The sequence below is a fragment of the Pseudomonas sp. VI4.1 genome (genome assembly GCF_002029345.1).
Taxonomy (GTDB): domain Bacteria; phylum Pseudomonadota; class Gammaproteobacteria; order Pseudomonadales; family Pseudomonadaceae; genus Aquipseudomonas.
In genome coordinates this window covers 59,398-71,885 of the sequence record NZ_MULM01000155.1, presented here as the reverse complement: position 1 = coordinate 71,885, position 12,488 = coordinate 59,398, and the positions used below count along the sequence as shown (strand labels likewise).

Below are 12,488 nucleotides of genomic sequence, written 5' to 3'. Positions count from 1 at the left end.
CCCGCGAAGGCGGTGTGTCAGTCAGGCGATGGGCTGTCTGACACACCGCCTTCGCGGGGCAAGCCTCGCTCCTACGGGGTATGTAGTCTTACATAACGTGCTTTTCAGGCTGGGGAATATGGCTCGCGCCAAGCACCGCCGGCAACAACCCGGCCCTTAGATCCCCGCCACTGGGCTGCTGATAAAGACTCAAGCCAAACTCCGGCAGCACCGCCAGCAGGTAATCGAAAATATCCCCCTGGATCCGCTCGTAATCGGCCCACACCGTGGTGCGGGTGAAACAATAGATTTCCAGCGGAATGCCTTGGGCGGTGGTCTGCATCTGGCGAACCATGCAGGTCATGTTCGGCTGGATTTCCGGGTGGCTCTTCAGATAGGCCAGCGCATAGGCGCGGAAGGTCCCGATATTGGTCATCCGCCGCCGGTTGGCCGACATCGCCGCGACGTTGCCCTGGGCTTCGTTCCAGGCCTTGAGTTCGGCCTGTTTGCGGCTGATGTAGTCGGTCAGCAGATGCACCTGGGCCAGCTTCTGTTCTTCGTCGTCGCGAATGAAACGCACGCCGCTGGCATCGATGAACAGGCTGCGCTTGATCCGTCGACCACCGGACTGCTGCATGCCGCGCCAGTTCTTGAACGACTCGGACATCAGGCGCCAGGTCGGGATCGAGACAATCGTCTTGTCGAAATTCTGCACCTTCACCGTGTGCAGCGTGATGTCCACCACATCGCCATCGGCGCCGACTTGCGGCATCTCGATCCAGTCGCCGACCCGCAGCATGTCGTTGCTGGTCAGCTGCACGCTGGCGACGAACGACAGCAGGGTGTCCTTGTAGACCAGCAGAATCACCGCCGACATGGCGCCCAGGCCTGACAGCAGCAACAGCGGAGAACGGTCGATCAGGGTGGCGACGATGATGATCGCGCCGAACACGAACAACACCATTTTCGCCAGTTGCACATAACCTTTGATCGAACGGGTACGGGCGTGTTCGGTGCGGGCATAGATGTCCAGCAGGGCGTTGAGCAGGGCGCTGACGGCCAGCACCAGGAACAGAATGGTGAACGCCAGCGCCACGTTGCCGAGGAACACCAGGCTGGTCTTGCCCAGTTCCGGTACCAGGTGCAGACCGAACTGGATCACCAGCGACGGCGTCATCTGTGCCAGGCGATGAAACACCTTGTTGTGGCGAAAATCGTTGATCCAGTGCAGCGCCGGTTGGCGGCCAAGTATTTTGGTCGCGTGTAGAATCAGGTAACGCGCCACTCGTCCGAGGGCCAGCGCCACCACCAGCAGCAACAGCAAGCCGAGGCTGGAATGCAGGAGCGGGTGCTGATCGAGAGCACCCCAAAGGTCTTGGACATTGAGCCAGAGCTGTTTGATATCCATGGGCAAAACGTATCTTCTGTAGGACGCGACGGGGCGATTAGAGCATTTAAGACGCTACGTATTACGTTTGGGGACAAATCAGGCAACAAAAAAGCCACTGTTTGCAGCCGTTTGTATAAAGAAACTCGGCCTGGGCGCTCGAAACCGTTACCCTATGCAGCTGTTTTTTTGTATTTCTTCGAGGTAGCACCCGTGTTTTCCCAATTCGCCCTGCACGAACGCCTGCTCAAAGCCGTGGCCGAGCTTAAATTTGTCGAGCCAACGCCTGTGCAAGCAGCGGCTATTCCGCTGGCGCTCCAAGGGCGTGACCTGCGGGTGACAGCGCAAACCGGCAGCGGCAAAACCGCTGCATTCGTTTTGCCGATCCTCAACCGCTTGATCGGCCCGGCGAAAGTCCGCGTCAGCATCAAGACCCTGATCCTGCTGCCGACCCGCGAGCTGGCCCAGCAGACCATCAAGGAAGTCGAGCGCTTTGCCCAGTACACTTTCATCAAATCCGGTCTGATCACCGGCGGTGAAGACTTCAAGGTCCAGGCCGCGATGCTGCGCAAAGTGCCGGACATCCTGATCGGTACGCCGGGGCGGATGATCGAGCAACTCAACGCCGGCAACCTCGACTTGAAAGAAGTTGAAGTCCTGGTGCTCGACGAAGCCGACCGCATGCTCGACATGGGCTTTGCCGAAGACGTGCAGCGTCTGGTGCAAGAGTGCACCAACCGCCAGCAGACCATGCTGTTCTCCGCCACTACCGGCGGTTCGGGCCTGCGCGAGATGGTCGCCAAGGTGCTGAACGACCCTGAGCACCTGCAGCTGAACAATGTCAGCGACCTGAATGCGACCACCCGTCAGCAGATCATCACCGCTGACCACAACCAGCACAAAGAACAGATCGTGAACTGGCTGCTGGCCAACGAGACCTATCAGAAGGCCATCGTGTTCACCAACACCCGGGCCATGGCCGACCGTATCTACGGCCGCCTGGTGGCGCAGGACTACAAAGCATTCGTGCTGCACGGCGACAAAGACCAGAAAGATCGCAAACTGGCGATTGACCGCCTGAAGCAGGGCGGCGTGAAAATCCTCGTCGCCACCGACGTCGCCGCGCGCGGCCTGGACGTTGACGGCCTGGACCTGGTGATCAACTTCGACATGCCGCGCAGCGGCGACGAGTACGTCCACCGCATCGGTCGCACCGGCCGCGCCGGCAACGATGGCCTGGCCATCTCGCTGATCTGCCACGGCGACTGGAACCTGATGTCGAGCGTCGAGCGCTACCTCAAACAGAGCTTCGAGCGCCGCACCATCAAGGAAGTCAAAGGCACCTACGGCGGACCGAAAAAGGTCAAGGCCTCGGGCAAAGCCGTTGGCGTGAAGAAGAAAAAGGTCGACGCCAAGGGCGACAAGAAGAAAACCGGCGCCAAGGCCCCGACCAAGCGCAAGATCGCCAACCGACCGAAGACCGACGCCCTGTCGCTGGTCAGCAAGGACGGCATGGCGCCGCTCAAGCGCCGCAAGCCGGAAGCGCCGGCTGCTGAGTAAGGCGTTGGTAGCGATGTAGAAAAAAACCCGGACAGCGTCCGGGTTTTTTTTATGCCTGGAAATCTGGTTGATCTTTTGATCTTTTGATCTGGCCTTCAACCCTCAGCTTTCTTTTCAGCCGTTCCCAGCTCCTTCAATCGCTGATCGATCAACTGGCACTTATCCGGCAAATCCTTGCTCGCAGTGCCAAGGTCCATTTTCTGCAGCTCGTCATTGATTTCCTTGGCCTTGGCCGGATTCTGCTCGGTGAGCTTGGCGACCTCCCTGGCCAGTTGTTCGCGTTTGGCCGTGGCTTCTTCTGGCGTGCAAGCAAATGCGGGGAGGGCGCAGGCGAGGGTGGCGGCGATGGTGAATTTCAGCAAGGTTTTCATAGGGCGAGCCTCAGTTCCGGTTAAGGCGGGTTATCCGGTTGAGGGGTCAAGCGTGGAAAAAGTTCAGCACCGGGAATGGGCGAATGCAGATTATCCTTGCAAGCTGCACCTGTGCGAGCTTGCTCGCGATAGCCGCGACTCGGTCCCCACGGTCTATTCCCCATGACAGCAGCTGGATGAAGCCTCACCTCCATACTGATCATGAAGCTGCACCCATTCCATGATTTGCTCTTCATTGCGGCCCTTGGGCGTCAGGTCCAGGTAGTTGTAGGCGCCGACCAACAGGTCGAGGCCGCGGGCGTAGGTGGAGTAGGTATGGAAGATTTCGCCGTCGTCGTTGCGATAAAACACGCTCAGGCCGGGGAGTTCTTCTTCGCTGCCGTCGGATTTTTCGTAGTTGTAGGTCGCCTTGCCGGCGGCGACGTCTTCGGCCCGAGCGGAAACACCGAAGTCGTAATTGAAATCGCAGCCTGCTGACGATACCCAGGCGAATTTCCAGCCCATGCGCCGTTTGAACGCCTGGAACTCGGCGAAGGGGGCGTGGGAAACCGCCACCACTGCCACGTCATGGTGGGCCAGGTGCTGGTTAGCTCCGTCGATATGGTCGGACAGGAAGGAGCACCCGGAACAGCCTTCGTCCCAGCCTTTGGCAAACATGAAGTGGTAAATGATCAACTGGCTGCGGCCGCCGAACAGATCGGCCAGTTTCAATTCGCCGTCAGGGCCCTGGAAACGGTAGTCCTTGTCGATTTTCACCCAGGGCAGGGCGCGACGTTCGGCGCTGAGTTTGTCCCGTTCCCGGGTGAAGGCTTTTTCGTTGGCCAGGTGTTGTTTACGGGCGGCGAGCCATTCTTCTCGGGAGACGACGGGATGATTCTGAATGTTCATGGGTTTCTCCTGCGGGATGCGGGGAGGTAACTGACACAGCTAGTCGTTTGACCTGTGCCGAATTCGACATACCGCCGGTCGGTGCTGTTCAAAAGCTATTCAATACCTCGGCTGAACGGCTGCGCACGCTGTCGGTCACAACCTATGTAAGCCATCTCACTCACGGGCGCTGGAGGTTGATCAGGATGACGACTTATAACTGGGATTTGATTGAACGCTTGCTGCACGAAGTACAGAACGGTGCCAGCAGCTTTACGCCACGGCCTTATGCCGAACAACTTGCGGCCGAGAAAGCGACTGAAGGCGAGCAGACGGAAAACCTGGATCACCTGAAAGCGGTGGCTGGCGAGTACGAAAAATTGCTGCTGGAGCGCGGCTATATCGAGCCTCGGCCTGAAGAACAGGGAGGCACTGGCTCGAACTACATTTTGACGCCACGGGGCTCGAGTTTATTGAGCCTGATCGACAGCAGCATTCCGGGCAATGACCATCCGCGCCAGGTGCTGGATGAGCAGGACGATGCGCTGGACGAGGTGACGTTTGATCAAGTGGCGTCGAAGGCGCAGATCGCCTGAGCCCCACGCCAGCTCCTACAGGGGGGGGCTAACCTTGTCGGGCCGCTTTCAAACATTTCAAATCATTGAAATCCTTGCGCACCCCGTCGATCTTCTTCAGTAATCGCTGCCGTTGCTCCGGCGTACTTTCAGCCAGCAAGTCCACGAACAGCGACTGCGCCTGGGCTTCGGTGTTGGCGTAGGCCTGGCGATAGGCGGGTGTCCACAACGCCTCTCGATTGACCAGAAGCGTCTCGATGCGCTGTGGGAATTGCGGGCTCTGGCGCTGCGCGACCGCCGCACTGAATTGCTTTTGCCAATGGACGCGGTTAGCGATCCATTGCGTGTTCTGATCGCCCAGGGCATTTGACCAGGCGACTACTCGTTGCTGTTGGGTCGGGCTGAGCGGGCCGAGCCAATCATTCAGGCGCTTTTCCATGCGTTGGCCACGCTCCTTGATTTGCTGATCAAGCGACGGTTTGAGGTATTGCTCCTGGCGTTTGCGCTGGTCTTTGGCGAAGGCGTCGTTCATTTCCGCGACTTGCTGGTCATTCAGCCCCTGCAACAACTCGATGGCTGATGGGGTGATTTCCCGGGCTGTCTGGGCGATGGCCTGTTTGGCTTCCTGAGTGCGGGCTTGCAGCGCAGCGTCGGTGACCTGGTTGCGCTGGACCATGTCCTGCAAGCGGTCCAGCCAGTCGAGGTAGCCCGGCAGCTGCGTGGTGCAGTGCCAGCTCAGGTGCTCTCGCAGGCGTTCGTTGAACCAGTCTTTCTGCTCGCCGTTCATATTCAGGTAATCGCCGAGCGACCACGGGATGATCACGTCGAGATTGCGATAGGCCAGGTCCATGCGGCTGCACGCGCCGAGGGCGAGACTGAGGGTGATAACGACGGCGAGGCACTTCAACCAGCGCGACATGGGCAAGTCCTTGCGAATGCGTGGGTTTTCATGTGGACGCTGGATGAGCCCGCCAGTTCAGCCAATCAATAGAAGGCATGTTGCGCTTTCAGGGTGACCAGGCCATCGCACTGGCTGTTGTGCCCGGAATAAGCGGAACAGTCGCTGCCGCTGAGGCTGGAGTCGCTGTAGATCAGGTCCAGGTCGATGCCCATGAAGGGACGGGAGAGCGTCACTGACCAATCGGTGAAACTGCCGACATATCCACCCTCGACGGACACCGGAACGTTGAGCCGATGGGTGGTGTATTTCATGCTGACCCCGATGCCGAACGGCTGATTTCCGCTCAGGTCGGCGAATACCGTACTGTTGCGTTTGTCCGGATCGTTGCTTAACGCCGCGCCAAACCGACTGCCCAGCAGGGTCAGGCCACCGAAAAGCTCCTGGCTGTCGAGCGTCTCCACTGTCGGGTAACTGTAATGGATCATGCCGACTTCGTAGCCGAGGCTGTGGTCGAAGGGCTGTTTAAAACCCATGTAGGAATCGACTTCAAGGTTGTTACCCGGGCTCAAGCCCGCGCTCGGTGACCATTGGCCCACGTAGAATCCGCTATCGTGGCTCAGGTCGAGACCACCGTGGAACGAGCCGGTGCTGGAAGGTTGGACCAGGCCCTGGGCCATGCTGCGACTGGGGGTGGTGCCCAGCTTGAGGTCGAAGGCGCCCAGCTCACGCTGGAAGATTTGCGCATTGGCGAACGGACACGCCAGCAGGCTGGCGAGCAGGAACAGAGAGGGTTTGAGCATGCGTCACTCCATGAACAGCGAGGTGCAGGAAAAAAAACCTGCTGAAACGCTTGATCTAGACGTGTGCAAGGATACCGGCGAATGCTCGGCATTGATGGCCGTTCGTCGATTTTTGATAGATGGGTGTTGGGCGGGATGTTGCGGAAGGGTTCCAGTCCAAGCGCTTCAACGCTCAAAGCGCTTAGGGACCAGTTATCTCGGAGAGATTCTGTAGCGTTACTTTTTGCCCAATGTGATCTGCTTGGACGGGCCGAACGTCTGGCCGCTGACGCCTTTGGCAATTTGCTGGATCTCCCCGCCGGACTTGAGGAACGCAGCGATCTGGTTGTTGATCGATTCGCTGGTTTCAACGGCTGGAGCTGGCTTTGCTTTGCTGTTGGATGCTTTTACACGCATGGCGGCCATTAACCTGTAGAAATTAACTTGGCCAGGCATAGTACAGGAAATACTTGACAATTGCTTGGTAAATATCCTCCCGAAATACTCGTCGCAGGTCAGTGATGAATCGCAAGTTATTATTCGGGAAATGCCCCTAAGCTGCTGTTTTAACTAAAAACTACAGCTTGAAAGTGACGGTTTTTGCCTGGCTGACAGCCGCGGGCAGCGTCAGCGCGGCCAGACGAGTGGCCAGGCGTGCGGGATAAAAATCAGGAAAATTAAGGGCTTCAGAGGATTTTCCTGCGCCATCGGGCTGGCCGCCGAACGCGACCCGCAAAACCGGGTAGAATGCCGCCCACGCAATGAGGGTATTTGGACATGGCTTTAGTCGGGCGTTACAACAGTTTGCAAGTGGTTAAACACACTAACTTCGGTTTATATCTGGACGGTGGCGCGGACGGCGAAATCCTCCTGCCCAATCGTTATATTCCCAAGGATATTCCCAGCGAAGATGAAGACTGGCTCAACGTTTTTGTTTATCTGGACAGCGATGACAAACTCATCGCAACTACCGAAAAACCGAAAGTGCAGGTCGGTGAATTCGCCAGTTTGAAAGTCGTTGAAGTCAACAGCATCGGGGTTTTCCTGGATTGGGGCTTGCCGAAGGATCTGTTGCTGCCGTACTCCGAAGAAAAACGTCAGATGACCGCTGGCGAGTATGTCGTGGTGCACGTCTACCTCGACAAGCACACCCGCCGCATCACGGCGACGGCGCGCCTGGACCGCTACCTGGACAAGACCCCGGCCAGCTACACCCCTGGCCAGGAAGTTGATTTGCTGGTCGCCGAAGCCACCGACATGGGGTTCAAGGCGATCATCAACAACAAGCACTGGGGCCTGATCCACAAGAACGAAATCTTCAAGTTCATGCGCGCCGGTAAGGAAGAAAAGGGCTTTATCAAAGAAGTCCGGGCCGATGGCAAGATCAGCCTGAGCCTGCAACCGGTCGGCGAAGAAGCGGCCACCAGCCTCAATTCGAAGATTCTCGCCAGGTTGCGTGACAACAACGGCACACTGCCGGTGAGCGACAAGAGCGATCCGACGGTGATCACCAGCATGTTTGGTGTCAGCAAGGGCAACTTCAAAAAGGCGATTGGTGCGTTGTACAAGAACGGCCAGATCGTGATTCATGCCGACCGCATCGAATTGAGCTGACCCCGGCCGCCCCCCCCTGTAGGAGCGAGCTTGCTCGCGATGGTCGTCAACGATGACGCGGGTTTTCTGGTTAAACGCGGCGACTTGAAGTCCATCGCGAGCAAGCTCGCTCCTACAGGGGGGGGGCGCGTACGCTGAACGGCGCGGCAGCTCCAGGTAATCGTCGGCCCCCCCCCGCAATCACTTCCAGAAAATGACGTAACCAGGAAGCCGAATGTCTCTGACAGACGGCATTTTCTGCCCATCTGGTTAATAATCGGCAGCATGATTTTTCGCCCCGACGCTTTCTCAGCAAAAAAACCGGGGCTTTGCTTCTACTGTCGAGTCACTGCCATGGATTGTGTTGTCGAGGTGTTCCGGTGAGCGCCACCCGGCGTAGCGCCGACGGGTTTGCCCTGCAAGTGATGATGGGGCTGTGCCTGATCTGGGGCGTTCAGCAAGTGATGATCAAATGGGCGGCGCCCGACATTGCCCCGGTCATGCAAGCGGTAGGGCGGTCGGGCATCTCGGCATTGCTCGTAGGCCTGCTGCTGTGCTGGAAGGGGGGGTGGGATCAGGTCGGCAGAACCTGGCGCGGCGGTTTGCTGGCCGGTTCACTGTTCGGTCTGGAGTTTTTGTTCATTTCCGAAGGCCTGCAACTGACCACGGCCGCACACATGTCGGTGTTTCTTTACACCGCGCCGATCTTTACCGCGCTGGGTGTCAACTGGCTGTTGCCGAGTGAACGTTTGAGACCTCTCCAGTGGCTGGGCATTTTCCTGGCATTCGTCGGGATTGTCATCGCATTTGCCGGCGGGGTGTCCTGGGACAATCTCGATCGGCGCATGCTGCTGGGCGATGCATTGGGGGTGCTGGCCGGCGCGTCATGGGGCGCGACGACCGTGGTGGTGCGCGCCTCGCGCCTGTCGGAAGCGCCGGTGACCCTGACCCTGTTTTATCAGCTGATCGTCGGTTTCGTCGGCCTGCTGCTGATTGCGATCCTCAGCGGCCAGGTCGGCCACGTCAGCCTGACCACGGTGGCGGTCGCCAGCGTGCTGTTTCAAGGATTGGTGGTGTCGTTCTTCAGTTACCTGACGTGGTTCTGGCTGCTGCGCCGTTATCTGGCAGCGAACCTGGCGGTATTTTCCTTCATGACGCCATTGTTTGGCGTCACGTTCGGCGTGGTGCTGCTGGGGGATGAATTGAGTCTCAACTTCGTCGTCGGCGCGGTGCTGGTGCTATTGGGCATCACCTTTGTCAGTGCTGAGCAATGGGTGCGCCGTCGTTTGCGCAAAGCCCTGGGGCAGCACTGACGGTGGCAGGTAGCCCAGCACCCGGGCCCATGGGAATGCGTGGATAAAGCGGCGACAGACGGTCCATCCGGCGGCCCCGACTCGCGTTCAGCTGATGGCTTGAACTAATGGTCAGGTATTTGGATCAATTCAGTAACAGATCGTTGCCACTTTTGGCGAGCATTGCGCAGGACTTCGGACTATTATCATTGCGAAGGGGCTGCAGAATTTTCAGCCGCTCGGCACTACCCTGAAGGGGGCACCATGAAAGAGAAAATCCAAAACTGGCTGCATGACCTGGGTGTCGCACTCGGTTTGATCGAACCGCCTCTGCAACCTGTACCTATTCGTACTGACGACGAACAGCGCCGACGCCAGCAGCGTCGCCGGTAACGCGTCCGGGTCTGAAAAGATCGCAGCCTACGGCAGCTCCTACAGAGCAGCTCCTAAAGGGGAGTAGCGCAAAGGTTGCGATTGCGAGTGTTCCTGTTGGAGCTGCAACAGGCTCGGGCCGCGTACGGACGATCTTGGCGGACTACAGGCTCCATTCAATAGGACGGTATTCAATGCCGCCCGATCTCCAGCAAAAACCGGCTCAAGTCATTCACCGTCCTGGCAGTCTTGAGCAGTTGGTCCTCTTCGGCGGTAAACGCCGTCAGATCCAGCTCATCTTCCAGATGGATGATCAGCTCTTCGATATCCTCCTTATCCAGTCCCAACTGCGCCAGGCTGCTGTTGTCGTCGAAGTCATCCTGACCCTCCAGCAGGCGACTGATGAAGCGATGCACGGCGGCGCGAACGGCGGCTTTTTTCATGGTTGTCTTCGAGGGCGTTATTGTTGTTGTCCCTGCGCTTGAGTACAGCAGGCTTCAGCCGTGCGAGCGCTGCCACTCGTCAATCATCGTGCGTAGACGCTCCCCGGAAAAACTGCCGAAGTGCCCGCCGTGCACGGTGCGGATCGACAACGCACGCAAGCGCTGCAGGCTGCGGGCATAGTCGTCGAGGTTGGAGTGGTAGGCATCTTCGATCAGCGGCCCGTCGTAGATGATGTCGCCACTGAACAGCGTCTCGGTCGCCGCCTCGTAAAGGCTGATGCCGCCCGGTGAGTGCCCTGGTGTGTGCAACACGTGCAGGACCCGATTGCCCAGGTCCAGCACGTCGCCTTCTTCAATCATTCCCGTGGCCGGTGCGGCCTTGACCCGGTATTCGGCATAGCACAACGGGCAGTCGGGGTGAGCCTCGAACATCTCGTCACCGACAAAGGCGGTGCTGAGGGTGTTGTCACCGTCCGGCGCGGCGAGGATCTGCGCCTCAGCCGGGTGCACCAGGCGTTCGGGGAACTCGTGGTGGCCGGCAATGTGGTCGAAATGGCAATGGCTGGCCACGGCCACCAGCGGTCGCTCGGTGATCCACGGCAATTGCTCGCGCAAGCTCACCAGCCCGGAACCGCTGTCCAGCAGCAGGTCCTTGTCGCGACCCTGGATGTGCCAGAGATTGCAGCGATAGAACGGGCGGATGTAGGGCTCGTGAATCAGGCGAATGCCGTCACTGAGCTGCTTCACCTCGAACCACTGATCGCGGCTGACGATCTTCATAGGCAGATTTCCTTCAGGCGAAAAAAAACGAGTGTGGCAACCGACGCCACACCCGTCGAAGAAAGCATCAAGTCGTTATGGAAAGCTTAGGCGGCGCTGGCCACCGCTGCGGGCTGACGGGACAGCAGGCTGACCACGACGAAACTCACCAGGCCGACGCCGAGGCTGTAGTAGATCGGGGTGTTGGCGTCCATGCCGTCCTTGATCATGAACACCAGCGCGGTGGCAAAACCCAGGCCCATGCTGGCGATGGCGCCGGCGGTGGTGGCGCGTTTCCAGAAGATCGCACCCATCAGCGGGATCAGCATGCCGCCTACCAGCAGGTTATAAGCCAGGGTCAGGGCGCTGATCACGTCATTCACGACCAGGGCGATACCGAGCACGGCCATACCGGTCAACAGGGTGAACAAGCGGCTGATGGTCACGTTCGACTGTTTGCCGCCACGCAGTTTCGGCAGCAGGTCTTCGGTCAGGGTGGTGGACGCGGCCAGCAGGCCGGCGCTGGCGGTGGACATCATGGCGGCCAGGGCTGCGGCAATCACCAAGCCACGGATGCCGTCCGGCAGCGAGACTTTGACGATGGCGGCGAAGGCGTTGTTGACGTTGTCCAGGTCCGGGATCAGGACGTGGGCGGCCATACCTATCAGGGCGCAGACCAGACCGTAAATGATGCAGTAGATGCCTGCCGAGGTACCGGCATACTTCGCGACTTTTTCGCTCCTGGCGGTGAATACCCGTTGCCAGATGTCCTGACCGATCAGGATGCCGAAGAAGTAGATCATGAAGTAGGTAATGATGGTGTCCCAGCCGATGCTGGTGAAGCTGAAGCTCGCCGCCGGCAATTGCGCGACCAGTTGATCCCAGCCACCCACGCGGTACAGGCAGATCGGCAGCAGTACAAACATCAGGCCGACGGTCTGGATACCGAACTGCACGATGTCGGTCAGGGTCAGCGACCACATGCCGCCGATGGTCGAGTAGATCACGACGATACCACCGCCGAGCAGCACGGAAATCCAGAACGGCAGGCCGAACAGTACTTCCAGCACGGTACCGATGGCCAGGATCGAGGTCACGCCGATCATCAAGGCGTAGGCGAGCATGATGGTGGCGCTGGCGGTACGGGCCATCGGGTTGTAGCGTTTTTCCAGCACCTGGGTGACGGTGAACACTTTCAGTTTCAGCAGCGGTTTGGCGAGGAACAGGTTAAGCGCGACGATCCCGCAACCGAGGGCCGCGCACAGCCAGAAACCGGAGATGCCATGTACGTAACCCAGGCGCACGGTGCCCACGGTGGACGCGCCGCCGAGGACGGTGGCGGCCATGGTGCCCATGTACAGGCTCGGGCCGAGGTTACGACCGGCGACCAGGTAGTCCTCGTGGGTCTTGGCCTTGCGCATGCCGTAGTAGCCGAGTATCAGCATCGCTGCGGCATAGATGAGTACGACGAATAAATCCAAAGCCATGATGGCGTGTCTCCGATTGTCTTTTTTATGGTGAGGCGAAAATCAATTTTTTGTGTAGGAGCGATGCTTGCTCGCGAAAGAAGTACCGCGGTCGGTCAGGTCGATCGCGTTATCGTTCTGCGC

At 58.8% G+C, this 12,488-nt stretch carries 14 protein-coding genes; 5 read left to right on the top strand and 9 right to left on the bottom strand.

Going from position 1 to position 12,488, the window contains the following annotated elements; all coding sequences use genetic code 11:
- Positions 1–88: 88 nt before the first annotated feature.
- A complete protein-coding gene (locus BZ163_RS16380) occupies positions 89–1,387 on the bottom strand; it encodes a mechanosensitive ion channel family protein (protein WP_128871779.1) in 1,299 nt (432 codons plus the stop codon).
- A gap of 192 nt (positions 1,388–1,579) precedes the next feature.
- On the opposite strand from BZ163_RS16380, the gene BZ163_RS16375 reads away from it, so the two are divergent.
- Positions 1,580–2,926, top strand: a complete 1,347-nt coding sequence (locus tag BZ163_RS16375; protein ID WP_128871778.1) for a DEAD/DEAH box helicase — start codon at positions 1,580–1,582, stop codon at positions 2,924–2,926.
- Positions 2,927–3,021: 95 nt separating this feature from the next.
- Here BZ163_RS16375 and BZ163_RS16370 read toward each other — a convergent pair whose 3' ends face one another.
- Together BZ163_RS16370 and BZ163_RS16365 are read right to left on the bottom strand one after the other, a co-directional pair.
- Positions 3,022–3,297 (bottom strand): hypothetical protein, encoded by a 276-nt coding sequence (locus tag BZ163_RS16370; RefSeq protein ID WP_128871777.1) that lies wholly within the window; start codon positions 3,295–3,297, stop codon positions 3,022–3,024.
- Positions 3,298–3,450: 153 nt separating this feature from the next.
- Positions 3,451–4,185 carry a thioredoxin family protein gene (locus BZ163_RS16365; protein ID WP_128871776.1) on the bottom strand — a complete coding sequence of 245 codons (735 nt, stop codon included), beginning with the start codon at positions 4,183–4,185 and terminating at the stop codon, positions 3,451–3,453.
- A 185-nt stretch (positions 4,186–4,370) separates the two neighbouring features.
- Between BZ163_RS16365 and BZ163_RS16360 the strand changes: the two genes are divergently transcribed.
- A complete protein-coding gene (locus tag BZ163_RS16360; protein WP_128871775.1) occupies positions 4,371–4,760 on the top strand; it encodes a transcriptional regulator in 390 nt (129 codons plus the stop codon).
- 28 nt (positions 4,761–4,788) lie between these two features.
- Here the strand turns inward: BZ163_RS16360 and BZ163_RS16355 are convergent, their stop codons facing one another.
- The 3 genes from BZ163_RS16355 to BZ163_RS16345 all read right to left on the bottom strand — a co-directional run bounded on the left by BZ163_RS16355 (position 4,789) and on the right by BZ163_RS16345 (position 6,845).
- The gene (locus BZ163_RS16355; RefSeq protein ID WP_128871774.1) at positions 4,789–5,658 is read right to left on the bottom strand and encodes a DUF6279 family lipoprotein; all 870 of its coding nucleotides are present in this window, start codon (positions 5,656–5,658) and stop codon (positions 4,789–4,791) included.
- Positions 5,659–5,723: 65 nt separating this feature from the next.
- Positions 5,724–6,440: a TorF family putative porin gene (locus BZ163_RS16350; RefSeq protein ID WP_128871773.1), complete on the bottom strand. Its 717-nt coding sequence runs from the start codon at positions 6,438–6,440 to the stop codon at positions 5,724–5,726.
- A gap of 216 nt (positions 6,441–6,656) precedes the next feature.
- Positions 6,657–6,845 (bottom strand): hypothetical protein, encoded by a 189-nt coding sequence (locus tag BZ163_RS16345; RefSeq protein WP_017337097.1) that lies wholly within the window; start codon positions 6,843–6,845, stop codon positions 6,657–6,659.
- A 351-nt stretch (positions 6,846–7,196) separates the two neighbouring features.
- Between BZ163_RS16345 and BZ163_RS16340 the strand changes: the two genes are divergently transcribed.
- The 3 genes from BZ163_RS16340 (at position 7,197) to BZ163_RS35705 (ending at position 9,697) form a co-directional block, all read left to right on the top strand.
- Positions 7,197–8,033: a S1 RNA-binding domain-containing protein gene (locus BZ163_RS16340; protein ID WP_128871772.1), complete on the top strand. Its 837-nt coding sequence runs from the start codon at positions 7,197–7,199 to the stop codon at positions 8,031–8,033.
- Between the two features lie 359 nt (positions 8,034–8,392).
- Complete coding sequence (locus BZ163_RS16335) at positions 8,393–9,325, top strand: DMT family transporter (RefSeq protein ID WP_128871771.1); 933 nt, start codon at positions 8,393–8,395, stop codon at positions 9,323–9,325.
- 243 nt (positions 9,326–9,568) lie between these two features.
- Positions 9,569–9,697 (top strand): PA1414 family protein, encoded by a 129-nt coding sequence (locus BZ163_RS35705; protein ID WP_007914492.1) that lies wholly within the window; start codon positions 9,569–9,571, stop codon positions 9,695–9,697.
- Between the two features lie 170 nt (positions 9,698–9,867).
- Here BZ163_RS35705 and BZ163_RS16330 read toward each other — a convergent pair whose 3' ends face one another.
- From BZ163_RS16330 to BZ163_RS16320, 3 genes are all read right to left on the bottom strand, one after another.
- Positions 9,868–10,119 (bottom strand): acyl carrier protein, encoded by a 252-nt coding sequence (locus BZ163_RS16330; RefSeq protein ID WP_128871770.1) that lies wholly within the window; start codon positions 10,117–10,119, stop codon positions 9,868–9,870.
- 54 nt (positions 10,120–10,173) lie between these two features.
- Positions 10,174–10,899 (bottom strand): MBL fold metallo-hydrolase, encoded by a 726-nt coding sequence (locus tag BZ163_RS16325; protein WP_128871769.1) that lies wholly within the window; start codon positions 10,897–10,899, stop codon positions 10,174–10,176.
- An 86-nt stretch (positions 10,900–10,985) separates the two neighbouring features.
- Positions 10,986–12,365, bottom strand: coding sequence for a sodium:solute symporter (locus BZ163_RS16320; protein ID WP_128871768.1), 1,380 nt, complete (start codon positions 12,363–12,365; stop codon positions 10,986–10,988).
- Positions 12,366–12,488 lie beyond the last annotated feature (123 nt).